At 51.5% G+C, this 24,693-nt stretch carries 19 protein-coding genes; 9 read left to right on the top strand and 10 right to left on the bottom strand.

Features of this window, described 5'->3' with window-relative positions; all coding sequences use genetic code 11:
- Window positions 1-11: 11 nt before the first annotated feature.
- The gene (hemC, locus tag HUU10_09560; protein NUQ81843.1) at window positions 12-1,604 is read left to right on the top strand and encodes a hydroxymethylbilane synthase; all 1,593 of its coding nucleotides are present in this window, start codon (window positions 12-14) and stop codon (window positions 1,602-1,604) included.
- 4 nt (window positions 1,605-1,608) lie between these two features.
- Here the strand turns inward: hemC and HUU10_09565 are convergent, their stop codons facing one another.
- From HUU10_09565 to HUU10_09595, 7 genes are all read right to left on the bottom strand, one after another.
- Window positions 1,609-2,067, bottom strand: a complete 459-nt coding sequence (locus tag HUU10_09565; GenBank protein ID NUQ81844.1) for a thioredoxin family protein — start codon at window positions 2,065-2,067, stop codon at window positions 1,609-1,611.
- Window positions 2,068-2,106: 39 nt separating this feature from the next.
- Window positions 2,107-3,036: an NAD(+)/NADH kinase gene (locus HUU10_09570; GenBank protein ID NUQ81845.1), complete on the bottom strand. Its 930-nt coding sequence runs from the start codon at window positions 3,034-3,036 to the stop codon at window positions 2,107-2,109.
- Window positions 3,029-3,916 (bottom strand): DegV family protein, encoded by an 888-nt coding sequence (locus HUU10_09575; GenBank protein NUQ81846.1) that lies wholly within the window; start codon window positions 3,914-3,916, stop codon window positions 3,029-3,031. The genes HUU10_09570 and HUU10_09575 overlap by 8 nt, the downstream gene beginning before the upstream one ends.
- Window positions 3,917-3,978: 62 nt before the next feature.
- Complete coding sequence (locus HUU10_09580; protein ID NUQ81847.1) at window positions 3,979-5,298, bottom strand: ABC transporter permease; 1,320 nt, start codon at window positions 5,296-5,298, stop codon at window positions 3,979-3,981.
- Complete coding sequence (locus HUU10_09585; protein ID NUQ81848.1) at window positions 5,295-6,209, bottom strand: ATP-binding cassette domain-containing protein; 915 nt, start codon at window positions 6,207-6,209, stop codon at window positions 5,295-5,297. Before HUU10_09585 ends, HUU10_09580 begins: the two co-directional genes overlap by 4 nt.
- Window positions 6,210-6,284: 75 nt before the next feature.
- Window positions 6,285-7,220 (bottom strand): hypothetical protein, encoded by a 936-nt coding sequence (locus tag HUU10_09590; protein ID NUQ81849.1) that lies wholly within the window; start codon window positions 7,218-7,220, stop codon window positions 6,285-6,287.
- Between the two features lie 69 nt (window positions 7,221-7,289).
- On the bottom strand, window positions 7,290-10,679 hold the full coding sequence (locus tag HUU10_09595; protein ID NUQ81850.1) for a hypothetical protein: 3,390 nt from the start codon (window positions 10,677-10,679) through the stop codon (window positions 7,290-7,292).
- A 465-nt stretch (window positions 10,680-11,144) separates the two neighbouring features.
- On the opposite strand from HUU10_09595, the gene HUU10_09600 reads away from it, so the two are divergent.
- Genes HUU10_09600 through HUU10_09610 form a run of 3 tightly spaced genes read left to right on the top strand, consistent with a single transcriptional unit; the run spans window position 11,145 to window position 15,847 of the window.
- Entirely contained in the window at window positions 11,145-13,940 is a 2,796-nt protein-coding gene (locus HUU10_09600) for a carboxypeptidase-like regulatory domain-containing protein (protein NUQ81851.1), read from the top strand.
- A 25-nt stretch (window positions 13,941-13,965) separates the two neighbouring features.
- The gene (locus HUU10_09605; GenBank protein NUQ81852.1) at window positions 13,966-15,288 is read left to right on the top strand and encodes a T9SS C-terminal target domain-containing protein; all 1,323 of its coding nucleotides are present in this window, start codon (window positions 13,966-13,968) and stop codon (window positions 15,286-15,288) included.
- 52 nt (window positions 15,289-15,340) lie between these two features.
- Window positions 15,341-15,847 (top strand): hypothetical protein, encoded by a 507-nt coding sequence (locus HUU10_09610; protein ID NUQ81853.1) that lies wholly within the window; start codon window positions 15,341-15,343, stop codon window positions 15,845-15,847.
- 79 nt (window positions 15,848-15,926) lie between these two features.
- Here HUU10_09610 and HUU10_09615 read toward each other — a convergent pair whose 3' ends face one another.
- Both HUU10_09615 and HUU10_09620 read right to left on the bottom strand, forming a co-directional pair.
- Window positions 15,927-16,613, bottom strand: coding sequence for an SOS response-associated peptidase (locus tag HUU10_09615; GenBank protein ID NUQ81854.1), 687 nt, complete (start codon window positions 16,611-16,613; stop codon window positions 15,927-15,929).
- Between the two features lie 2 nt (window positions 16,614-16,615).
- A complete protein-coding gene (locus HUU10_09620; protein ID NUQ81855.1) occupies window positions 16,616-17,473 on the bottom strand; it encodes a class II glutamine amidotransferase in 858 nt (285 codons plus the stop codon).
- Window positions 17,474-17,559: 86 nt separating this feature from the next.
- Between HUU10_09620 and HUU10_09625 the strand changes: the two genes are divergently transcribed.
- Together HUU10_09625 and HUU10_09630 are read left to right on the top strand one after the other, a co-directional pair.
- Window positions 17,560-18,270 (top strand): esterase family protein, encoded by a 711-nt coding sequence (locus HUU10_09625; protein NUQ81856.1) that lies wholly within the window; start codon window positions 17,560-17,562, stop codon window positions 18,268-18,270.
- 30 nt (window positions 18,271-18,300) lie between these two features.
- Window positions 18,301-21,909, top strand: a complete 3,609-nt coding sequence (locus tag HUU10_09630; GenBank protein NUQ81857.1) for an alpha-amylase — start codon at window positions 18,301-18,303, stop codon at window positions 21,907-21,909.
- A gap of 113 nt (window positions 21,910-22,022) precedes the next feature.
- Here HUU10_09630 and meaB read toward each other — a convergent pair whose 3' ends face one another.
- Complete coding sequence (gene meaB, locus HUU10_09635; GenBank protein ID NUQ81858.1) at window positions 22,023-23,171, bottom strand: methylmalonyl Co-A mutase-associated GTPase MeaB; 1,149 nt, start codon at window positions 23,169-23,171, stop codon at window positions 22,023-22,025.
- A gap of 116 nt (window positions 23,172-23,287) precedes the next feature.
- Between meaB and HUU10_09640 the strand changes: the two genes are divergently transcribed.
- The 3 genes from HUU10_09640 (at window position 23,288) to HUU10_09650 (ending at window position 24,679) form a co-directional block, all read left to right on the top strand.
- On the top strand, window positions 23,288-23,698 hold the full coding sequence (locus HUU10_09640; GenBank protein NUQ81859.1) for a methionine-R-sulfoxide reductase: 411 nt from the start codon (window positions 23,288-23,290) through the stop codon (window positions 23,696-23,698).
- Between the two features lie 76 nt (window positions 23,699-23,774).
- Complete coding sequence (locus HUU10_09645; GenBank protein ID NUQ81860.1) at window positions 23,775-24,221, top strand: methionine-R-sulfoxide reductase; 447 nt, start codon at window positions 23,775-23,777, stop codon at window positions 24,219-24,221.
- Entirely contained in the window at window positions 24,218-24,679 is a 462-nt protein-coding gene (locus tag HUU10_09650; protein NUQ81861.1) for a DinB family protein, read from the top strand. Before HUU10_09645 ends, HUU10_09650 begins: the two co-directional genes overlap by 4 nt.
- The last annotated feature ends 14 nt before the right edge of the window (window positions 24,680-24,693 follow it).

Below are 24,693 nucleotides of genomic sequence, written 5' to 3' on the forward strand. Positions count from 1 at the left end.
AACCATTACACATGCCGGAATCCCTGATTATCGGAACCCGCGGTTCTGAACTGGCCTTATGGCAGGCCCGACGCATACAATCATTGCTGTCGGAAAAAGGCATTTCTGCCCGGCTGGAAATTATTAAAACGCAGGGTGATCAGATTCAGAACCTTCCGCTTTCCAAGCTGGAAGGGAAGGGATTTTTTACCAGAGAACTGGAAGAAGCCCTTCTGGATGGACGGATTGATCTGGCAGTTCATTCCATGAAAGATTTGCCAACCGACCTTCCTGCGGGTCTGAAACTGGTTGCTGTTCCCGAGCGGGAATCACCCGCCGATCGTTTTCTGATTCACCGGGATGCAGCGGACCCATCGCAACCATTCGGATTCAGGACCGGTGCACGTGTGGGAACCTCGAGTAACCGTCGGATTGACCAGTTGCGTTATCACCGTCCTGATGCCCAGGCAGTTCCCATCAGAGGAAATGTGCCGACCCGTGTACAAAAATTGCGGGATGGGGTGGTGGATGTCCTGATTATGGCAGCCGCCGGACTGAACCGGCTTGATCTTGACCTGAATGACCTGATTGTGGTTGAACCCGACCTGACGGTCTGGGTTCCTGCGCCTGCACAGGGAGCACTGGCCATTGAGTGCCGGGATCCCGATGACCGGATTCAGGGAATTCTGGCGGACCTGAATTCGGCAGCCATTTCTACTCTGGTGTCGGTGGAAAGGGAGTTTCTGAAACTGACCGGTGGCGGCTGTCATGCGGCCGTGGGTGCCCTTGCCATGCCCACCGGGCGACGAATGGTCCTTCAAACGTTTTTCGAAAACCGGTATCTGGCGGTTGGTGGTGAAGACCCTGGTCAGGTTCCGGCCCGGGCTTTGGCCCTTCACCAGAAGCTGAATGAACCATCGGCTGAAACAGTCTGGCTGGTGAGAAATCATGAGGATGTGGCCGATCTGACCCGACTGCTCGAACCCTCCGGACGGGTGATCTGGCAGCAACCGGCCATCCGGATCCGGTATGAGGACCGGAAAAACCTGATCATGCGTGCCACGCGTGATGCCGATGAATCGGATCTGATCCTGTTTACCAGTCACAACGCGGTTTTCTGGACCGCCACCCGTCTTCCCGTTTTCATCAGGGAACGGCAGGTTCTGGCCATCGGGCCAGCTACTGCGCGTGCAGCCCGGGATGCCGGATTCGAAAATGTGTTGCTTTCTTCGGTCGGGAATACGCGTGGTCTGGTCACAGAGTGGGAGTTGCTCCCTCTGAAAGACGTGAAAAAAGTCTTCTATCCGGTTTCGGCCATGGGAGATACCGACTGGATTCAGGCAGAACCGATGAAGGGAATCGAATTCCGCAAATCGGTGGTTTACTGGCCCGAGGCGCTGGAATTGCCCGACCCGCTTCCGGTCACACCCGATGTGATGGTGGTGTATTCGGCCAGTGCGGTTCCGGTGCTGTCCCCGGTGATCAAGGCCATGACCCATCCGATCCGTCTGGTTTCTATCGGACCCAAGACCACGGCTGCCCTGCGGGAGCAAGAAATCCGGGTTGATTATGAGGCACTTTATCCCTCGGTTGATGAAATACTGACGGGAATTCTCGGCAGCTGAGTAATCAGTGGGTCAGAATCGCAGCCAGATCGGCTTCGAGTGTCTGAACGGGCCGTTCGGTGATCCGCCCGGCTTCTTTCCCATCCTTCAGAATAATGAATGTGGGAACCCGTCGGATCGAATCGGCACCGGCCAGTTGTACCCAACCCTTCCGGTCCTTATTCAGCAGAATGTAATCCACCAATGCCGGGTCATATCCGGCCAGTTCCAGCAGGTGGAAAAACTGCGGAACCACTTCCTTTGAATCCCCGCACCAGGTAGCCGCATAGCAGCGGATCTGATAGTTGTGAACCGACTCACTGATGATGGTCATAAACCCAGGGTCGGGTTGGTACGTATCATCCACCCAGACTTTCCAGTGAGCAGTATCCTGAAACTGAGTGAATGTAAAATGCCCCTGTGGCCACACGGGTTCCGGTGAGGTGGTTGTTTTCGGCGTGCTGCAGGATTGACTGAGAATCATTAAAAATGCCAGAAATAGGCCTGTGTGTTTCAAACGAATCTACTCCTTTGAGTCAGTGGACCGAACATCGTTGGTCCAGAGGAACTTGCTTCTGAGCACGTCGAAATACGTGCGGCTGGTGTTTTTCACAATTCTGACCTGCTCATGTGCGCGTTCAACCGTGATGTGGATGGTTTCATACGGATATTCCTGCCCCTGTCCATCGGCTGCCACCAGAATTTTATGAAATTGGGTGGTTGCAATAATGTTCACCGTTTCAGTTGCCGGAATCACCAACGGCCGTACCGTGAGTGAATGCGGACAGATGGGTGTGATCAGAATCGAATTCAGAGCCGGGTGCATGATCGGTCCGCCACTGGCCAGTGAATATCCGGTCGATCCGGCAGGGGTGGCGATGATCACGCCATCGGCCCGGTACGAGCCAAGGTAATTGTCACCGGCTCTCAGCTCGATGGAGATCAGTCTGGAATATCCCGACTTATCGATCACCACATCATTAACCGCCCAGAAGTTCCCGTTTGGAACCGGTCGCTGATCGGGCAGACTGACAACCGATTGCAGAACCATCCTGTTCTCGATGACCTGATCACCATTCAGAACCTGAGGAACCAGCACATCCAGTTCATCCGGATTGATTTCGGTCAGAAATCCCAGTTTACCGAAATTGACACCGATGATGGGCGTTTCGCGTTTTCCAATGAGCCTGGCCGTGCGGAGCAATGTTCCATCACCACCAAAGGACAGAATGTAACCGCAATGAGTCAGAACCGACTCGGCTGGTTCGGTAATGATATAGGGGCATTTACGGATCTGGTCGGTCTGATCGGGAGTAAACTGGCCAAGCGCAGCTGCAGAAAGAGAAAAGGTAAGCTGATATTTCTGATGTAAACGGGCCAGAATATCAAGAACCGGACCACACAGGTCTGGTTTCCCGATCATGAGAATTCCCCAGCGGTGACGGTTAGGCAAGGAGTGCAATCCCGACTGTTTCGGGTCCGCAGTGCGCACCGATGGTGGAGCCGATGGTGGCTTCAAAATAGCCTGTTGAGGAGCGGGTGGAGGAGGACATGGCCTTGGCTACCGGATTGTTGGCCCGTTCGGCAACCGGGGCAGCCCAGGCCACACCGAGGTACCAGGAATTGGCCGTGGCAGTCAGTTTGGTGGCTTCATCCACCAGTGCCTGAACGGCATGGTCATGTCCGCGTACGGTATCCAACCGATCAGATTTTCCATTCTGAATGAGCAGGATGGGTTTCAGGCCAACCAGACTGGCGATCACATACTTGATTCCGGTTAAGCGGCCCGACCGGTTCAGCCAGGTCAGATCACGGGGAGTGAAAATCAGTCTGACTTTATCGGTCACCGATTCTACCGACTCGCAAAGGTCGTTGAATCCCGTTCCCCGATGGAGCAGCTGAGCAGCCCTGAGAACCTGAAGTCCCAGTCCGATGGATGCATTCCGGGAATCAATCACCCGGATTTTGAACGGGTCGTACTTTTTGTCCTTCACCCGTTCTGCAAAAAAGGATTTGTGTCCGAGATGAACCGCTTCGTTCGCGTTATAAACCGTTTTGGAAAAAGCAGATCCCACATGAATCGAGATGATTTCATCATAAGATTTTAGCATTTCCCGGTAAAAGGAAATGAAATCATCAATGGAGGGAGGTTCGGTTTCTGGTTTATTGGATGGGTTTTCGAGTTGCCGGTAAAACAGGTCGGGACTCAGATTCACTCCATCGGAAAACTGGCTGGTACCCATTTTGATTTTTATGGGTATCACCTGAATGTTATACTGATTCAGGATTTCTTTCGGAAGATCGCAGGCCGAATCGGTCAGAATTCCGATCATGGTTGCTCCGTGGTTTCAGCTTGGCGTCAATATCCTGAATAAATGAGTGCCTGTCAACCGGTTCAGTAACGCAGCCACCGGCCCAGCTCCTTCAGGGTGATCCGTTTGCCGTACATCAGCACACCGACCCGGTAAATTTTACCGGCCATCCGTACCATAATCCAGAAAGTTCCGACCATCAGAATTACCGACGTGACCAGTTGCCAGGTGGGGGGCGTCTCGATGGCGATGCGGGCCACCATCAGAATGGGAGAGAAAAACGGAATCAGGCTCATGATGATGGAAAAAGTGGATCCTGGTTCACGAACCACCAGTGAAATGAGCATAATCGGAATGATAATCACCAGCGCGATGGGACTGGTGATCTGGGTGGCATCGGTCATGTTATCGACCGAGGCCCCGACCGAGGCATAAAAGGTGGCAAAAATGAGAAATCCTGCAATGAAGTAGAAAACAAAGGCCACCAGACTGAAAACCGGTATGTGAAAGTTGAACAGATCGGTTCCGCCTGTAAACGGAGCAATCAGAAGCGCTCCGTAAACAGCAAGCAACCCGGCGGTAACCGCCCAGATGACATACTGGGTCAGTGCCAATGCTCCGATTCCCAGAATTTTACCCATGAGAAGCTGATCGGGGCGGATGGAGGAAATAATGACTTCCATGATCCGGCTTTGTTTCTCTTCCATGGCGCTTTGCATCACCATTGAGCCGTAGATAAACATGGACATGTAAATGATAAACCCCATGGAAAACGCGAGTATGAACGAAAAACCGCTATCCTCGGTGGTCCCGGTTTCGGACAATTTGTATACCTTCATCCGGACGGATTCGTTAATCTTCAGGGCGGTTTCCCGGGGAAGTCCGATTCTGGTGAGCAGATCGATTCGGTGAAGCTGGCTGATCCGGCGTTCAATGGCTGTGAAGGCAACAAAGTCTGAAGTTGCCGATCCCGTGAAGGTTACCTGCGGCAGCGACAGGGAATCGCCGGTGATGATCAGGTAGCCAAACCACCTTCCCGACCGGACTGAATCCTGATATTGTTTTTCGAATTGTTCCCTCGACAATCCGCTTTCTGCCAGGATCAGGGTGGTCTTTTCAAGAGCAGCCTGTTTTTCGAGGTCTTCGGCCACCTCTTCGGCATTTTTAAGATCGAGTGGCCGCGTAGTTGGGGTGTTTTCCTGAACCAGTTGAGTACCGAACCGGCCGGTTTCATCATAAATGGCAATCTGGCGGTTATTTCCCACCGACATGACACTGAACAGGGCCGGCAGGAAAATAAGGGCCAGCATCAGGACTGGTCCCAATATGGTCCCCAGAATGAATCCCTTTGATTTAAGCCGGGACAGGTATTCGTGGCGGATAATGATCAGAATCTTGTTCATGGGCGGGCCTCCGCGGGCAGGTCACCGCCCTGTTCGGTCACGGTTTGAATAAAAATGTCTTTCAGGGATGGCTCGGTCCGTTCGATCCGTTCGATGTGAAGATGCGGATTGATCCGGCCGATCAGTTCCTGCATGGAAAGTCCGTTCAGACGCATTTCGACATGGCGGGGTGTGCGGTCGACAATGGTGACCCCGGAGAGGGTATCGAAAACCCCGTCATTGCCTTCGAAGGAGACTGTTACCGAGTCGCGGCCAAACCGGTTTTTAATGTCGCGAAGACTTCCGTTCAGCAGTCCCTTCCCGTGGTGAACCAGCACGATGTCGTCACAGATTTTCTCGACCTGTTCCATGCGGTGGGTTGAAAACAGGATGATGCGTGACTTTGCTTTCAGGTCGAGGATGAGTGTGTTAACCAGCTCGGCATTGATGGGATCGAGTCCGGAGAGTGGCTCATCGAGAATGATAAAATCGGGGTCATGAATTATGGTTGAAAGGATTTGAACCTTTTGCTGCATGCCTTTGGAGAGGTCTTCGATCTTTTTATCGGCCCATTCGGAAAGTCCGTACTGATCAAGCAGGTCTGCGCCGGTTTTACGGGCGGCTGCACGGTTCATGTTTTTCAGTTCACCCAAAAACTGAAGTCCGTCGAGCACCTTCATTTTCTTATACAGACCACGTTCTTCGGGAAGGTATCCCATCCGGTTCTGGGTTTCAGCTCCGATGGCCTGGCCATTGAGTGTGATGGTCCCTTCATCGGGGATGGTGATGCCGGCAATCATGCGGATGGTGGTGGTTTTTCCGGCCCCGTTCGGGCCAAGCAATCCGAAAATCCGGCCGGAGGAAATCGAAAAAGATAGCGACTCCACAGCGGTGAAGGAGCCGAACCGTTTTGTGACCTGTGATACCGTCAGTGTGTTCAATCTGAATGTCCTTTCGGGAGATGGCCGAAAATACTGGGAGGGCTGTCAAAAAAACAAGATATCAGATCAAGTACGGCTCAGGAGTCCGGTTACCCGGCTGGCCAGATGATCTCCGGTGAGCTGCGAAACAGCCTGTCCCGGCAGAAGTCCCTGGGTCAGCGGGAAGGATCTGGTATTCTGTGCAGGCGCCGGGAACCGGTTGGTGATGGAAAACGACGGATGCCCGGCTGCCTGAGCAAGCATCAGAACATCGGGATCCTGACTGATAAGGAGATCGCTTGACCGAAGGTATTCATACCAATGCTGCAGTGTATGATGGGCCGGTAAAATAACGGTTCCGAATCCAAAGGGAGTGGAAAGCGTTTTTGCCCGGTTCAAGTCGGAAGGCTGACAGAGAAAGAGAAAACGAATGGATGGAAACTGTTTTTTTAAAAGGTACAGCAGTCGGAACCATTGATCATCGCTGAGTTTCTCGGCCGGGTCGGCCGGACTCAGGCCAATGGCCAGCAGTGGTCCTTTATCGGGATTAACCTGCATCAGATGTTTTTTTACCTGTTCCTGATGGCGCCTGGTTGTCCAGACAGCCGGCCATAAAGCAGATGGTTGGACAGAAAGCAGGGAAGTATACCGTTCAAGCCGCTGGGGAAGTGTGAGCTTCTCGCCCGGCCGGGCCGGCCATTGCTGAACCACACGAAGCCGCTGAAGCAGGTGCAGGGCCGTAACCGGCCGGTGGGTCAGATCGAGGAGTAAACTGAACCGAAGTTTTCTGAGACCCCACATCAGTTTCCACTCATCCAACGGATTGCGAATGCCATAGAAATAGGAAAAATGAGGGCAGTCGGCCAGCAGAGATTCGGCATCGGGATGAGCGACCAGATAAAGGGGACGGGAAGGCCACCGGTCCCGCAAAAGACGGAACAGATCATTTAACCGGATAAAATCGGTCAATGGTCCGTTGTGAATGAGTAGTATGGGAAGGTGGTCGTCTTGCTCTGTCTTCATGGTCCCGGCATAACCGGAAACGATCCGGCTGTAAAGTGGACCGAAAAATCAGAAAATGAATTTCATTTATCAATCGGATTGCTGATTGACCGGCAGAACGATGGTAAAGGTGGTTCCCTTTCCGGCATCGCTGCTGACCGAAATGGTTCCCTGATGACGGGTGATGATGTCATAGGAGATTGCCAGCCCGAGACCCGTTCCTTTCCCGACCTGTTTGGTGGTGAAAAACGGTTCAAATATCCGTTCCATGATGTCTTTCGGAATGCCGGTGCCGGTATCGGAAATAACGATTTCAACCGACTGTTTCTTCTTCCGGACTCTGACCGTGACTTTACCGCTTCCGGGAATGGCATCGAAGGCATTGACCAGAATGTTCATGAACACCTGATTAATCTGTCCCGGATAGCAGTCGATATCGGGGACGTCGTTGTAGTCCTTCACCACTTCGACCCTGTTTTTCCATTTCGGGGACAAAATCTGAATGGTGGAATCGAGGCCTTCGGTTACCGGGAACCGTTTCCAGGTGTCTTCATCCACCCGGGTGAAGGTTCTGAGACTTTTAACAATTTCGGCGGTGCGGTTCGAACCCGATTCAATGCCTTTCAGCAGCACATCCATTTCGGCTTTGAGTTCACTGATGTAAATGGCGCGTTCCTGCTGGTCGGTTTGCTGGCCAAGCACTTTCAGGCGGTCCAGATCGCCGCTGTCGATGGCGGCCAGCATTTTGGCCTGCTGATAGTCACGTGCCTCAATTTCCCTGATCAGTTCAGCAATGTCATGCGACAGGGGAGGAATGCTGCTGTGTATAAAGTTGACCGGGTTGTTGATTTCATGAGCAACGCCAGCCACCAGGGTGCCGAGTGAAGCCATTTTCTCCTGCTGAAACAGCTGTGCCTGAGTATCGTGCAGATTGCGGATGGTTTTTTCCAGTTCCAGGTTCTTATCCCGCAGTTCGGTGGTTCGTTTGCTGATTTCACTTTCAAGCCCACGGTTTACCGATCTGATGAAGCTGGTCCGGCTGTAGATTACAACCCAGACAGCCAGTCCGAGGGCCAGCAATAGCAGCAACTGGAACCACCATGTCTTCCAGAAGGGCGGGTGGACCACGATGGTCACCGAGGCCCCTGCGGGATTCCATAAACCGTCGTTGTTGGATCCGATGACTCTGAAGGTGTAGGTGCCGCCGTTCAGATTGCTGTAACTGGCATACCGGCGGTCTCCGGCATCAATCCAGTTGTCATCAAATCCGGTCAATTGATACTTATAGCGGTTGTTCCGTGGGTTGACGTAATCAAGGGATGCAAAAGACACGGTGAAGAAATTTTCCTCGGGAGAGAGGTGCAGGATTTTTTTAGCTGTGATGCTGCTGTCGCCTGTCCATTCGCGGTTAAAAATGCGGAATCCGGTAAGTGAAACGGGGGGGACCTGCATGTTTTCGGTAAGCTTTTCCGGATTAAAGGTGGTCACGCCCTGAATTCCACCCATGTAAAGGCTGGACCAGCTGGTCCGGTAAATGGAGTTAATATTGAAAATGCTGGAAGGAATGCCATCGCCGGGCCGGTAAAGCCGGCTTTGACCGGTGGCCGGGTTGTAGCGGGTGATTCCGGTGAGGGTTTGAATCCAGATCTGACCACCGACATCACCCGTGATTCCACAGATGACCGGGTGGCCGGTCCGGCTCTGATCCAGAACAGACACCCGTCCGTTGGTCGGATCGATGATGTTCACGCCGCCGCCATCGGTTCCCACCCAGATTTTCCCGTCGGGTGACTGGAAAAAGCAGGTGACATCGTTGTTGGAGAGCCTGAAATCGGAAGCCCTCCCGGTTGACCAGTTTTCGAACTGGAAAGTACCAGGTTTCAGTCTGCTGATACCACCGCCATCGGTTCCCACCCACAGACTGCTGTCGGCAGACCGGGCGACAAACCGGATATCATTGCTCTGGAGGCTGGCGGTGTTATCGGGTTCATTGATGAACACACGTGTTTTCTTCAGGTTCAGATCGATCCGATTCAGACCATTGCCTTTGGTTCCCACCCAAAGCAGTCCTTCATCATCGACCAGAACGGACCGGATGGAATTGCCCGATATGCTTCCGGTCTGGCCAGAAGGAAAACCGAATTGATAAACCGGCTTGAATTGCTCATTAAACGCCCACAGCCCATAATTCCGGGTACCCAGCCAAAGCAGACGGGACCGGCTGTCATAATACAGAGCCTGCACAGCATCGGGTCCGGAGGCAGCTGAACCGGGAGGGGAAAGATAGCCAAGTTCATCTTTTCCTGGTTTCAGAACATGGAGGCCCTGCCCGTTGGTACCGAAATAGATGGTTCCATCGGGCGTTCCGGTGATTGACAGAATATCCAGGGAATTGGAAGGGAATCCGTCATGGGTAGTGGCAGGCAGCCCGAAAAATTTCTGGTATTGCAGGTTGTATTTCCTGATTCCCATTCCCCGGCCACCCGCCCAGATATTTCCGGTCCGGTCTTCGAATATCACGCGGACATCATAGCCATTAAATCCGGTGGTCCGGTCACCGGCCTGCACCATGGACTTTCCACCCGGCTGATAAATCATGAGGCCCCGGCGGTAGGTTCCGATCCAGATATTCCCGGATTTTTCGAAATGGATCTGATTGATGATGGGATCCGGAATGCTGACCGGGAAGAATTGGCTGGCCGGTTGAATCTGACGGGTTTCCGGGTGAATTCGAAAGAGTCCGTTATCGGTCCCGAACCAGACCCATCCATCGGGATGAACCGCCAGCGTTCTGATCTGAAGGCCCTTCATGCTGACCGGCCGGTTTGCCGGACCGATCAGCGTTTCAAAACCAGTTTCATCGGGCCGCAGCATCTGCAGGCCGTTTTCGGTTCCGACCAATAACCGGCCGTCCCGTGTTTCGGCCATAGACCAGATGCGCTCACTGATCAGGCCCCCAGATTTTCCCGGTTCTGCATGGTAATGCGCCCAGGTGCTGGTCTCGGCCTGATAGCGGTTCAATCCGCCCTTATAGGTTCCTGCCCAAAGCCGGTCGTTGCGGTCAAAAAAGAGCACCTGAGCCCGGTCGTCGCTCAGGGTGGTATGGTCTTCGGGATTGCTGTTGAATCTCTGAATGGTTCCGGTCAGCGGATCGAGACGGTTAATGCCCTCGCCCCATAAACCAAGCCAGATATGTCCGTTTTTGTCAATCTGAATTGTGCTGATGTTGCTTCCGCTGAGGGCAGGGGTGGTCGATTGGTCGTAATATTTCATTTCGTAGCCATCAAACCGGACGAGCCCGTTTTCGGTGCCAAACCACATGAATCCATCAGGAGATTGCCGGATGGAATAGACAGAGAGGTGTGGAAGACCTTCGGGAATGCCAAACTGAAGAAAATCACGTGCCGGCTGTGCCAGAAGGGAAGTAATGGGCAAAAGGAGCGCCAATAGCAGAGAGGAAGACCGATTGTTCATCATCATGTGTAAATCTAAACAAATTCAGACCATGAAGGTACAGTATTCCGGATAAAACTGGCTGTACCTAGCTTTCTGGTGATAAAAAATTGTGATCTCGAATCCATGGACTTCTGCCTGTGGGGGGTAAAAAACTCCATTTCTGATTCGGTCTTCAGGTCTGTCACCAGGATGTTACATGACCACGAACCGTAATGAGTAAATAAAGAAGCCATGTATGATTTGTTTGTAATTCTCACTTTGATCAATTGATTTAATAAGTTAATCGCAAGGATGGATTTGGCTCAGAAAAAACAAAAAAAGTGATTATTGAATGTTAAGCCATTGTTACCGGATGGAAGCGCTTAATCAAATCTTAATGATCGGTTCATTTTAGGGGAAAAGGGGTGCCGGACCTTTGCACCGTTCCGTTGAAGTGTGAAAGGCGGGACGTGTGTGAAAGTGTGTGAAATAATTGGTGAGTACAATTTTATGAAGAAAGTCTTGATTCTCTTTTTTGCGGTCCTCTCAGGTGTTGCCTCAGTTTCCGGGCAGACCACCGGCATTATTACCGGTAAGGTGGTTGATAAACAAACCGGTGAGGAGCTGATTGGTGCAAACGTCCGTGTTGCTGATACCCAGATCGGGGCATCCAGTGATATTGATGGTAATTACCGTATAGCCGGTGTGCCGGCCGGTCCGGTTTCGTTGAAAATTTCCTATGTCTCTTACAGAACCCAAACGATAACAGGTGTCAAAGTCGTCCCTGGTCAGGTGACCCGGCAGGATGTGCTTCTGGAACTGGAAGAAGTTCAGACAGAGGAAGTTCTGGTTGAAGCCACAGTTGTAAGGAACTCGGATGGGATTCTGCTTCTCGACCGCAAGAAATCTGCAACCATCATGGATGCCATTTCTGCTGAACAGATTAAAAAATCCACCGATTCGAATGCCGGTGATGCCATGAAGCGGGTGACAGGAGTGACGGTGGTTGGCGGAAAATTTGTTTACGTACGCGGACTGGGTGAGCGGTATTCAAACACCACCCTGAACGGTGCTTCCGTTCCTTCGCCTGAGCCAGAGAAAAAGGTCGTTCCCTTCGATATTTTTCCTTCTTCCCTCATTCAGAACATGACAACGAGCAAGTCATTCACTCCCGATCAGTCGGGTGATTTTGCCGGTGGATCGGTACAGATCAGCACGGTGGAATTTCCTGATCAGGAGACATTCAGTTACAGCATCGGATCTGGATACAATTCGAACACTCTGGGAAAATCGGTCCCGACGGCAACCACCAGCGGATCGCTGGATTTTCTTGGTTACGACGATGGAACCCGGGCTTTGCCATCCGACTATAAATCCCGGCTGACCACACTGTACACAGGACCCGATAAAGCGGCTGATTTTTCCAGATCCCTGAAGTCTGGTTATGGAATCAGTAATCAGACGGTTGCCCCCAACCAATCTTATTCGATGACCTACGGAAACCAATTTGACCTGGGTGTGCCGGTAGGGGTGATTGCAGCTGTCACCTATTCCAATTCTGGTAATTACACCGAAGAGGATCAGTTTTTTCCTTCCGCCGAGTCGCTTCCGACTTATGAACTTGATGGCCGGTCTGGAAACAATTCTGTTCTGTGGGGCACCATCCTGAACGGATCTGTTAAATTATCAAATTACAACAAATTGTCATTCAAGAATCTGTTCAACACTTCCAGCGATGCGGAAACCCGAGTTGAAGAAGGGATTCTGAGCAGGTCGGGAGGCGGATACATCAGAGCCACCCGTGAAAAATTTGTATCCCGCAGTTTACTCTCCTCTCAGGTTGCCGGGGAACATCATCTGGCCAGCCTTCTGAATACCCGTGCAGAGTGGAAAGCCACTTACAGCCGGGCCATGCGCTCTGAACCGGATACCCGTGAATCGGTCTACCAGCAGGAGCAGAATGGACAATTTGCATTTGCCAACAATTATGGATCATCGAATGGCCGCTTTTTCAGTGACATGGCCGATAATGATGTGAATCTGAAACTGGACCTCAGCACTCCTTTCACCCAATGGGACGGATTTGATGCCACGCTGAAATATGGTGGAGTGGTTAAGCACCGTACCCGTGATTTTGATGGAGTTCGTATCCAATATGGATTGACCAATACCAGTTCTGATAGCCGTTTTCTGAATCCGGCCGACCTGCTGACACCTGATCAGATTGGTTCCGGGCTGGTTTCCCTTTCCAATGCAACGGCTGATACCGATGGATACGAAGCCACCGAAAACCATGCAGCAGGTTATGCCATGGTGGATATGCCGGTTTACCCGGGTCTGCGAATGATTACCGGGTTCCGTTATGAACAGAATACCATTGACTTGTCGGTTTACAATCCGTTGACCAATGCAAGCGGATTTGTTCTGCCGACCCGTTCATCCGGTGACATGTTGGGAGCCTTCCACCTTGTTTATACGCCGGTGGATAATGTGAATTATCGTTTCGCGGTTTCACGCACCCTTGCCCGACCTGAATTCCGGGAACTGGCACCCGCATCTTACTACGATTACAAATCTGCTCAGATCGGAAATCCGTTGCTGAAGGATGTTGCCATCACCAATTATGACCTCCGCTGGGAATGGTTTGTAAAACCCGGTGATATTGTGGCCGTATCTCTGTTCTACAAGGATTTCACCAATCCGATTGAACAGGCCTACATTGACCGTTCCGGAACCACGGTGACGGTTCCGGTTAATGCAAACACGGCCTATAACATGGGAATGGAAATTGAACTCCGTTCCGATCTCGATGTGCTTCATTCATCGCTGTCCGAATTCAAATTTATTTCGAACGTCACACTGGTAAAATCTGAATCCGGATTTAATAAAAACCAGAATCTGCAATACTACTTCGGTAATCAGTTCGAAGAAATTTCTCCTGCCGCCATCACCAATCTGAAGCGCCCCATGCTGGGTCAGTCGCCCTATGTGATCAACACCATGCTGGTGTGGGATCGCGAGGAATGGGGAAGCAATGTATCGCTGGCATACAACCGGTTCGGAGAGAGAATTTCCACGTTCGGAATTGTTTTCGGATCGCTGCGTGTGGATGACATTTATGAAATGCCGCGTGATCAGGTGGATCTGGCATATTCACAGAAATTTTTTGAAAAATATTCGTTTAAAATGAACGTAAGAAATCTGCTGAACGATGAGACCATTTTCCGGTTTGGAAAATCCGGAGACGTTCATCGCAGCTATCGCACTGGTATGTCGGTTTCAGCAGGGATTTCTTATTCACTCTGATTTTACACAAACACAGGAGATATCCATGCACAAACTGCTCAAACTGAGTGCCTTTTCACTCATGACTGCCCTGGCCTTTGTGGCCTGCGAAGAAGAAACCACTGATGAGGCTGCTTCAACAACGCCCATTGTCAGTGACACGGTCATTGTCGGACCCTTTACCTCCCGGGTAGAACTGTCTGCATCTAAAACCTATTTGCTGAAGGGATTTGCTTCGGTTGAGGATGGAGGAGAGCTCGTAATTCCTGCTGGGACAAAAGTGGTCGGTGATTTCGTCAGCCGTGGTACTCTTATCGTGAAAAGGGGTGGTAAACTGACAGTTAATGGTACGGAAACCAATCCTGTTGTTTTTACCTCTCAGCGTGCGGCCGGTTCGAAAGCCCGTGGTGACTGGGGAGGAATCATCATCAATGGTCGATCCACGAATAACCTTCCTGGTGGTATCGGAACTTCTGAAGGCAATGGTGGCACATTTGGTGGTGGCGCCAGCCCGAACTCTGCAGACAACAGTGGTTCAATCCGGTATCTGCGGATTGAGTTCGGCGGAACCAAGGTTTCTCCTGATAATGAGGTCAATGGTCTGACTTTAAATTCAGTCGGATCGGGAACCACCATTGAATATGTGCAGACTCACTTTATTGCTGACGATGGCTTTGAGTGGTTTGGCGGAACCGTGAATGCCAAGTATCTGGTATCATCGGGTAATGATGATGATTCCTTTGATATTGACAATGGGTTTACCGGAAAACTGCAATTCATTTACGCCATTCAGGATCCCGCATTGGCCAACCGTGGTCATGAAGTGGACAATGATTCGAAAGGATCTTCTGCAACACCGCTTACCATGCCGACGATTTACAATGCCACCATTGTGGGTGCAACCACCGGAACACCTTCCTCGGTAAAAGCCAATGATGATGACAACGATGGTTTATACTTCCGCCGGAACTCAGCAGGAAAAATGTATAATTACATTGTGACCAATTTCCGCGGATATGGATTCAATATTGACGGAACCGGATCGGTCAACAAGGCAAAACGTGATTCGCTTTTTGTTAAAAATTCGATTCTGTTCAACAATAAATTCGGTGCAAATAAAGGTGGATATGAAGTATCCTTCAAGGGAGATACCACTGGTGTGGCTGCTCTTCTGACGGCCTGGGGAGTAAAAGTTCAGGATCCGCAACTCGGTTCTCTGACCTTTGAATCAAACAATCCGGTTCCGGCTGCCACCGTGACGGGAGCCACTCCGCCATCTGACGGGTTCTTTACCACTTCTGCCACGTATATCGGTGCCTTTGGAACCACCAACTGGACATCCAACTGGACCAACTTTGCAAAGAAATAATTTCTGAAAAATCAGGTTTCTGGTGGAGGAACCCTCCACCGGATCTTTCTAAATGAAACAAATCGTTTTTATCAGTTTTTTGTTCACAGCCTTAATCGGATGCAAGCCAACCGGGTCTGACTTTGTTCCCCTGTCGGCTGGTGTTTCCTCGATGGATTCGGTGGCCATCCGTTTTATCGCTGCGTTGAATGAAGGGGACACGGCAGCCATCGGGAATCTGGTCATTTCTGAATATGAACATAACCAGTTGCTGTTACCCGAATTTCACCTGCATTATCCGGCTGCCACACCTGATCAGGCCGATGTGATCTGGGAAAATCTGAGTAAAAAAATTCTGAAAGGCAGCCTGTACCTGATTGGTAACCACATGAAACGAAATTACCAATTCAAATCGCTGACCTTCGAAGATCCGGTTGAAGAATTTAAAACTTTCAGGATACATACCAACAGTCTGCTGACGGTTCTGGATTCAACTGGAGCGGAGCGATCGTTTAAATTATTTGGTTCGGTTGTGGAACGAAACGGTCAGTACAAGATCCTGTCGTACCGCGAACCCTGACTTTCCTTTTCTCACCTCACACACACACAAACCCTGGGACCATCTCTGCCGCCCGGCAGAGACCCCGGGGCTTTTTTATTTAAAGCAATTGGGTGAGCGGTAAAACCGAATCGGGCTCCTGATAGGATACTTTTCCGATGGCTGGTGTCACCGGAAACATATCGAGCTGATCACCGGGAAATGGCACCAGCAGGTGCAGAAGATCGCTGCCAGGCTGAGAACCCAGCCAGGCGTCATGGGCCTCATCGGGAAGAATGACCGGCATGCGGTCATGAAGGGGTTTCATAAAGTCATTGGCCGCCGTGGTTACAATCGAAAAAGTGGACAGGAATTCACCTGTTTCAGGATCGGTCCACCCATTGAACAATCCGGCCATGGCAAACTGATCACGGTTTTTAAGGCACACCCGGTATGGCTGTTTGCTCTTTCCGCTGGTTTTCCATTCATAGAATCCATCGGCAATGACCAGACATCGCTGAGAGGCAAATGGTTTTTTCCAGGTGGGTTTTTCGAGCAGGGTTTCTGACCGGGCATTGAATGTCTTGTAGGCATCGGACCGGGTTTTATTCCAGGGCTGAAGCAAACCCCACCGCATCCAGTCGGTGAACAGACGGTTTCCTTCGCGGCGGATGACAGGAAGCGACATGGTGGGTGCGGCGTTGAAAATGGGATTGGAGTGGACCTCGTCATACTGGCTTTTCCGGTAATTCATCCACTCTTCATAGGTGGCAAAGTCGGATCGTTTAAGCGAATACCGGCCACACATGATCAGGCAAGCAGAGTGGAAGGCTTGGCCTTCCGGGTTAAGATGCCCTCGACAAAAAACGGGTTGGGTAAGGCCTGAAAAGACCAGGAGCCATCGGCGGCGATCACGAGTTGCTGATTCAGCGGAAACTCGGTCCAGGAGTCATCATCGGTATACAGTTTTTCGCTGGCAGCTATTATTCCACCCGGGAAGTATTTGCTTTGCGAGGCATAATACAGACTCGCTGATTTTTCAATGTTGGTGTACCTGGTGATGACCACCGTTTTTCCATCGGTAACCGCCAGATTGAGCACCAGATCGGTGTTTCGGGTGACGGCCATGCTGTTCAGGTGATCGATGAGGGTAATCATGGTTGCAGCCAGATCGCGGGAATCCGATTGGGACAGCAGGGTTAGATAGTAACCAAAGACGTGCTCTGAATCGGTGGTTCCCTGTATGTTCTCATAAAATGGATCGGCGATCCGTTCACGGAGTGCTCTGAGAAATCCTTTTCTGAAATCGGATACCACGCCGTTGTGCATAAAAAGCAGGTTTTCCCACTGGAACGGATGGGAGTTGGCCTGATGGACTGGCAGGCCGGGACTGGCCGCACGGACGTGCATGAAAATGGTATCGGACAGAATTTTGTCGGAGATGCGCGGCAGGTTGATATCGTGCCAGAGCGGTTTCTCGCTGGTAATCAGGGCGGGTTCTGAACTGAGAGACTGATTGTACCACCCGAGTCCGAATCCATCGCCATTCAGCGGGGCGGCGACCATTTCACGGGGCTTCTGTGCCAGGCGGATGAAATTATGAGAAGGTGAGTAAATCACCTGTTTCAGGGGGATTGCGGGGCCCCGGTACACGGCCATTCTGCACATTTCGTCCTCTTTCCGGTGCGAATTCTGTTTTAATTTTGTATTATCGGGAAGATATTAAAACCACCGGATAAATTAAAAAGGATGGTATGAACCGGGAATTTCACCAATGGCACAGCAGCCGCCTCGGCCGGGACATGGAGATGCTGGTTTTTGGTCACGGGGGAACACCGGTTATTGTCTTTCCGACCAGCAAGGGCCGGTTTTTCGAGTACGAAGACCGGGGAATGGTTCAGGCCCTTTCGTGGCATCTGGATCAGGGATGGATTCAATTGTTCTGTGTGGATAGCATTGATTCTGATTCCTGGTACAACTATTCGGCCCATCCGGCCCACCGCGCCTGGATGCACTCCCTTTACGACGGCTACATCCGCAACGAAGTGGTTCCCTTCATCCAGTATAAAAACACCAATCCGTACCTGATCACTACCGGATGCAGTTTTGGCGGATACCATGCAGTGAATTTTGCATTCCGCTACCCCGATGTGGTGAAAAAGGTCGTCAGCCTGGGTGGCATTTTTTCCATCCGTGACTACATCATGGGATGGTTCGATGACAATTGCTATTTCAACTGCCCGACCGACTTCCTTCCCGGTGTCAGCGGTGCGCAGCTCGAGGGACTCAAACAACAATCGATTATCCTGGCCGCCGGCGAGCACGATATCTGCCGGGGCTACAACGAGGCTTTCGTACATCAGATCTATGAAAAAGGAATCTGGTACACATTCGACCTGTACCCGGGCGCCGGTCATGACTGGCCCTGGTGGCAGGCGTGGATTCAAAAATATCTGGCTATTTAACCGACAACCGACTGATACAGAGGACGTTACATGTCACCCTACCCTGCACCCGTAACCCGTTACTTCCACGTCAGAGGAAAAGCACGCAAGGAATTTAAAATCAGCGAGGAACTCTTCTCGGTCCGGGGAGATGTGCTGTTTGTGAATTTCCAGCAATCCCGGTTGCTGGCCGAGCAGATTAATACCACGCGTAAGGATGGCGGCCATGTGAATCCGGCCGATCTGAATGCAATGGGGCTGATTCACGAAATTCTCCATTTTGTGATTGGCATGTACCGGGAGGAACGGAATCCGACGGCTTTTGCAGGATTGCTGGCTCACCTGAACGGGGCCTTCACACAACCGGTGATGGACCGGTTGCTACTCGATTTCACCACACTGTTTCCGCCACCCGATGTGGCCAGCGGCAAACAGAAACCCGATGTGTTCCTGAACGGATCGATTGATGGCATTCCCAACCGGCACTGGATGCTGGAGGAAATGATCATGGTCTGGCTGAATAATGAAAACCCGGGTTACGCACCCATTAAACCCATTATTCATGATGCCGAGTTGCGTGAAGGCGACCTGTATCTGAAAGTGATTGCCTCGGCACAGGCGTTTTTTGAAACACAACCGAAATTTGGTCCGGATAATCAGAACCTGATCGATTTGTTGTATGAGCCCATTCGCCGGGCCCCGAATTCGCTGATGGATCAGTTGGATTTTATCCGCCGGTACTGGGGTTCCATTCTTTCCGGTTCTGCATTCTGGCTTCGGCTGCTCACCAGCATGGATTACATCCGCGAAGAAGGAAAATGGTTCCTGTTCAAACAGGGCGGATGGAATGTCAGCAAGGATATCACAGCCGAAGTGCCCTCCTTTTCCGGGGATCTGTTCGAACATGAGCCCGAAGCATTCAGCCCCGATACTGACTGGATGCCGCGTGTGGTCATGATTGCCAAGTCAAGTTTCGTCTGGCTCGATCAGCTGACCAAACGGTATCAGCGTCCCATCACCTTTTTGAGCGACATTCCGGATGAGGAACTCGATGCTTTGCAAAACCGCGGAATCACAGCCCTCTGGCTCATCGGTTTGTGGAAACGCAGTCATGCCTCGGCCCGGATCAAACAGATCAATGGAAATCCGGAAGCGGTGGCGTCGGCCTATTCGCTTTACGATTATGACATTGCCGATGAATTGGGTGGGTACCCGGCATATGAAAACCTGCGAAACCGGTGTGCCGGCAGGGGAATCAGACTGGCCAGTGATATGGTTCCGAATCACATGGGAATCGATTCCTCCTGGGTCATGAACGAGCCCGATCTGTTCCTGTCGCTGCCTTATCCTCCCTATCCGAATTACCGGTATAATGGCGTGGATCTGAGCAATGATCCCCGGATCGGTCTCTACATTGAAGATGGATACTGGGACCGCACCGATGCCGCGGTAACTTTTAAACGGGTGGATCGCTGGACCGGAGACGTCCGGTATATCCTTCATGGAAACGATGGCACCAGTTTTCCCTGGAACGACACGGCACAGCTGAATTATCTGAAAGCTGAAGTGCGGGAAAAGGTGATTCAGACCATTATTCATGTGGCCAGAATGTTTCCGATCATCCGGTTTGATGCAGCCATGACCCTCGCCAAGCGGCACTATCAGCGGTTGTGGTTCCCGCTGCCCGGCACCGGTGGTGACATTCCCAGCCGGTCGGAACATGCCATGACCAAAGAGGAATTTGACCGGTGGTTCCCCATTGAATTCTGGCGTGAAGTGGTGGATCGGATTGCCGTGGAAGTGCCCAACACCCTGCTTCTGGCCGAAGCTTTCTGGATGATGGAAGGGTATTTCGTGCGGACACTCGGCATGCACCGGGTCTATAACTCGGCGTTTATGCACATGTTTAAAAAAGAGGATAATCAGAACTACCGGTACCTGATTAAAAACACCCTGGAGTTCAATCCGCAGATTCTGAAACGGTATGTCAATTTCATGAACAACCCCGATGAAGAAACTGCCGTTAATCAGTTCGGAAAAGGGGACAAGTACTTTGGTGTGGCGCTCATGATGGCTACGCTCCCCGGACTTCCCATGTTTGGTCACGGACAGTTTGAAGGGTTCTCCGAAAAATACGGCATGGAGTACAAGAAGGCGTATAAGGACGAACAACCCGATCAATGGCTGATCGATCGTCACATGCGTGAATTGGTCCCGGTTATTAAAAAACGGTATCTCTTTGCAGAAGTCGAGCAATTTTTACTCTATGATTTCTTTACCGGACATGGCGGGGTAAACGAAGATGTGTTTGCATTCAGCAATCGGTTCGGTCATGAGAAGGCACTGGTGGTCTTCCACAACCGGTATGCACACACCAGCGGATGGGTGCGCACCTCGGCGGCCTATCTGGATCCGAAGGGGCACATGACCCAGCGGGTTCTGGGACAAGGGCTGGCCCTTCCGGTTGGCGATGACAACCAGTTTACCATTTTCCGCGATGCCATTACCGGCAATGAATTTATCCGGTCGACACAGGAATTATGGGAACGGGGAATGCACCTCGATCTGCAGGCCTTCGAGTACCATGTTTTCTGGGAATTCCGTCAGGTAACCCATACCGAGGCCATGCCATACCGGGATATTGCCAACTTCCTGCATGGAAAGGGAGTGCCATCCATTGAGGATGCCATTATCGAAATGAAACTGAAGCCGATTTTCGATTCCTGGTATCAGGCCATCAATCCGGGTGCCATCGGGTATTACGCCTCGGGTGCTGATACCATGGAGCCCAAATCGGATATTCTGAACACGCTGAATGAGAAGCTGTCCCACATCGGGGATGGGGCTCGCTTCCTGTTTGGTCACCGTGAAACGGAAGGATCGGGCAAAGACGCCGTGCTGAATCTTTACCGTAAACTCATTCATTGGTCACGACCGGTTAATCAGGGAGTCATGCCAGTCCTTGGATCCTTTATCGGATCGAAAAACCAATCAGATAAGAAAACCTCTCTGTACTGGAACCTGACGATCCCATGGCTTCTCGCTGATCAGATTGATCGGTGGAATTTGCCGGGAACGGACTACAAACCAGCCTGTGATGCCTTTTATCTGACTAAAACTCTTACAAAATCCCTGCGTGAATCGGGATACAGTGATCATGATGCCTGGCGGTACGGCATGGTCTTCCAGGCCATGTGCACGCTCAGCAACCGGTTCCGGAATCACAGGGCTGAAGGATGGACACAAGCCACAGCCCTGACACTGACTCTGGAACATATCCGTCCGTTCCTGCAGATTAACCTGCACAATGATGTCCTTTGGTTCAACAAGGAATCGATGGATGAAATGGTGTCCTGGTTATCGCTGACCCGTTTGCTTCTGACTGAGTTGGAGGCGGGCACAGACCGTCCAGATGAAAACCTGCAAAAGTCAGTTGACCAGGCCTTGTCTGCATCCATCCGTCAGGTGGGTCAGTCGGGGTACCGGTATCAGGAACTGGTTCAGTCGATGATTGAACCGGCTAAGAAGCCTAAAAAGGGTGCCACAGCGCAGAAGCTGGCCGCAAAGAAAAAGCCGGTCACCAAGCCTGCTGCGAAGAAAAAGGCGGCTGACAAGCCGGAAAAGGCCAAACCGGCTGCGAAGCCATCGAAGAAAAAATGATCTGAAAGGAAAAACCGGCTGAATGGCCGGTTTTTTTTTGAGGAGAGGAAAGAGGGAATCGGGCCCGAAGGGAATCCGGGATCTGGTTCATCCGGGTCACTCAGCCGGTTCTTTTATGAACCCGACCGGAAGGCGCCGAGCAACCGGTCCACAGCGGCAGAGGGAAGCAAACTGCCGGATTGAACCTGACTATCCACTTCATCCAGCATGGATTTTACTGCCTCATGATGATAGAAGGCATCCATGAGGTGATCGGCTATCATCTGCCGGACCCATTCCACGGTCTGCTGCCGTCGTCTTTCATCGAACTGACCGTTTTCACGGGTGATTTTCCCGAACCGGAGAATGGTTTCCCATAAGTCAGAAATTCCCTCACCGGTCACCGCCGAGCACCGGTAAGCGGTGGTTTCCCAGCCGCGGGTGGCAGGTTTCAGCCAGTGAAGGGCCCGGGCGTAATCGGCAACGGCCAGTTTCGCCCGCTGGATGTTGTCACCATCGGCTTTGTTAATCACCACTGCATCGGTGATTTCGATGATTCCCTTTTTTATTCCCTGAAGTTCATCTCCGCCGCCGGCAATCAGAACCAGCATAAAAAAATCGACCATGCTTCTGACGGTGATTTCACTCTGACCGACTCCGACCGTTTCCATTAAAATGACATCGTAACCCGCTGCTTCGCAGGCTGTGATGGTTTCGCGGCTTTTCCGTGCGACCCCACCGAGGGTTCCGCCGCTTGGCGAAGGACGGATGAATGCATTGGGTTCGCGGGAAAGTTGTTCCATGCGGGTTTTATCACCCAGGATGCTGCCGCGGGTCACCGTGCTGCTTGGGTCCACCGCCAGAACGGCCACCCGGTGTCCCTGACTGATGAGGTACATGCCAAGAGCCTCGATCAGGGTGCTCTTTCCTGCACCGGGAACGCCCGACACTCCAACCCGGATGGAACGGCCAGCATGTGGCAGAAGTTGTTCGAGAACTGCCCGGGCTTTTTGCTGATGATGCGGACTGGCACTTTCGATCAGGGTGATGGTGCGGGCCAGAACGGTTCGTTCATTGGCAAGAACGCCTTTCACATGGTCTTCAACGGACAGGTCGGGTCGTCGCTTGGATGAAGCCTGTGCTGCATCGCGTGGTGCAGAGGCTGGCAGTCCATCATGACCGCCATCCACACCGGAAACCACTCTGACCGCAAATGCATCATCTGGTTGATCGGGAGCCCAGTCGGGGCGGGTCTCGTTGGGTTTTTTAGGGGACTGATTCATGGGATAAAAGTAGCGATTTTCCCCGGAAAGGTCACGGCGGGGTAAATGAAACCGGCAGAGTCCCCCTTTTGTTTGTAAGTAAAAGCCAGACCAGACGACCAATAAGGAAAACCACCATGAAAAAAGTCAGTTTTAACGCGTTAACCCCGGCAGAAGCACGGGTGATTCTTCAAAAGGGAACCGAATACCCGTTTACCGGGGAATACACCACGAACCATTCAGCCGGAACCTATCTGTGCCGGCAATGCAATCAGCCTCTTTACCGGTCGTCTGATAAATTCGATTCCCATTGTGGCTGGCCGTCGTTCGATGACGAGATTCCGGGTGCAGTCCGCCGGGAAACCGACCGGGACGGCTACCGGACCGAGATTTTGTGTTCCAATTGCGATGGGCATCTGGGGCATGTTTTTCTGGGTGAACGGTTCACCAGAAAAAATACCCGCCATTGTGTGAATTCCATTTCCATGCGGTTCTTTCCGGAAGGAGCTGTTCTGCCGGAAACCATCAGAAAACCAGAAAGTGAATAAGACAGAAATGAATCAGTCAGTTAAAAAAATCCGTGGATTGAAAGCAGGGTTGGTCGTGGGTTGCCTGGTATTGGCAATGGTTTCCTGCACCTCGGCACAGGTAAAGGATTCTGCGGTCGTCACCGCCGACACCAGCCGGTCCTACAATCCGCTTAATGAGTTCGAAACCTATGTTCTGATCCATAAAGGAACCGAACGGGCCTTCACCGGCGAGTATACCCATCTGAAGGAACCGGGTACCTATGTCTGCCGCCGGTGCAACCTGCCGCTTTACCAGTCGGCCGATAAATTTGAGTCGCACTGCGGGTGGCCGAGCTTTGATGATGAAATTCCGGGGGCCGTTATCCGGCAAACCGATGCCGATGGTGAGCGGACGGAAATTCTCTGTTCGAATTGCGGAGGACATCTGGGACATGTGTTTCTGGGTGAGGGATTTACACGCAAAAACACCCGGCATTGTGTGAACTCGGTTTCGATGAAATTTATTCCGGAAAATCAACCAATTCCCGAGACGATCCGATGACAAAGACTGGCACGCTGCTCTGGCTTGAACAACTGTTTGAAAGGGATATTAACAGGTTGATTGAGGAAATCGGCCTGTACCCGGATGATGGAAGTCTGTGGAAGGTTCTTCCCGGAACCACAAATACGGGCGGAAACCTGGCTTTGCACCTGGCTGGCAATATTCACTTGTTTATTGGTAAGTTAATCGGGAAGGCAGATTATACCAGGGACCGCGAGTCAGAATTTTCGATGAATGGCCTGACGAAGGAACAGGTGGTCGAAAAAGTGGTTGCTGCAAAAGAGGCGGCATTGGCGGGACTGATTAGCATGCCGGAAACGGATTTAGAAGAACTATACCCTATTGAGGTTTTTAAGAAACCAATGAAAAGTGGTTATTTTCTGATTCACCTGAATGGCCACCTGAATTACCATCTTGGTCAGATTAACTATCACCGGCGGGTGGTTTCTGCCATGTAAGGGTTGCTTGTATT

The organism is Bacteroidota bacterium (assembly GCA_013360915.1).
In the GTDB taxonomy this organism is placed as follows: Bacteria; Bacteroidota; JABWAT01; order JABWAT01; family JABWAT01; genus JABWAT01.

Coding starts and splice junctions, on each gene's coding strand:
- HUU10_09600 (NUQ81851.1), top strand. CDS start 11,145: ATGAAGAAAGTCTTGATTCTCTTTTTTGCGGTCCTCTCAGGTGTTGCC.
- hemC (NUQ81843.1), top strand. CDS start 12: ATGCCGGAATCCCTGATTATCGGAACCCGCGGTTCTGAACTGGCCTTA.
- HUU10_09575 (NUQ81846.1), bottom strand. CDS start 3,916: ATGATCGGAATTCTGACCGATTCGGCCTGCGATCTTCCGAAAGAAATC.
- HUU10_09610 (NUQ81853.1), top strand. CDS start 15,341: ATGAAACAAATCGTTTTTATCAGTTTTTTGTTCACAGCCTTAATCGGA.
- meaB (NUQ81858.1), bottom strand. CDS start 23,171: ATGAATCAGTCCCCTAAAAAACCCAACGAGACCCGCCCCGACTGGGCT.
- HUU10_09605 (NUQ81852.1), top strand. CDS start 13,966: ATGCACAAACTGCTCAAACTGAGTGCCTTTTCACTCATGACTGCCCTG.
- HUU10_09595 (NUQ81850.1), bottom strand. CDS start 10,679: ATGATGATGAACAATCGGTCTTCCTCTCTGCTATTGGCGCTCCTTTTG.
- HUU10_09630 (NUQ81857.1), top strand. CDS start 18,301: ATGTCACCCTACCCTGCACCCGTAACCCGTTACTTCCACGTCAGAGGA.
- HUU10_09625 (NUQ81856.1), top strand. CDS start 17,560: ATGAACCGGGAATTTCACCAATGGCACAGCAGCCGCCTCGGCCGGGAC.
- HUU10_09580 (NUQ81847.1), bottom strand. CDS start 5,298: ATGAACAAGATTCTGATCATTATCCGCCACGAATACCTGTCCCGGCTT.
- HUU10_09565 (NUQ81844.1), bottom strand. CDS start 2,067: ATGATTCTCAGTCAATCCTGCAGCACGCCGAAAACAACCACCTCACCG.
- HUU10_09590 (NUQ81849.1), bottom strand. CDS start 7,220: ATGAAGACAGAGCAAGACGACCACCTTCCCATACTACTCATTCACAAC.
- HUU10_09640 (NUQ81859.1), top strand. CDS start 23,288: ATGAAAAAAGTCAGTTTTAACGCGTTAACCCCGGCAGAAGCACGGGTG.
- HUU10_09645 (NUQ81860.1), top strand. CDS start 23,775: ATGGTTTCCTGCACCTCGGCACAGGTAAAGGATTCTGCGGTCGTCACC.
- HUU10_09650 (NUQ81861.1), top strand. CDS start 24,218: ATGACAAAGACTGGCACGCTGCTCTGGCTTGAACAACTGTTTGAAAGG.
- HUU10_09620 (NUQ81855.1), bottom strand. CDS start 17,473: ATGTGCAGAATGGCCGTGTACCGGGGCCCCGCAATCCCCCTGAAACAG.
- HUU10_09615 (NUQ81854.1), bottom strand. CDS start 16,613: ATGTGTGGCCGGTATTCGCTTAAACGATCCGACTTTGCCACCTATGAA.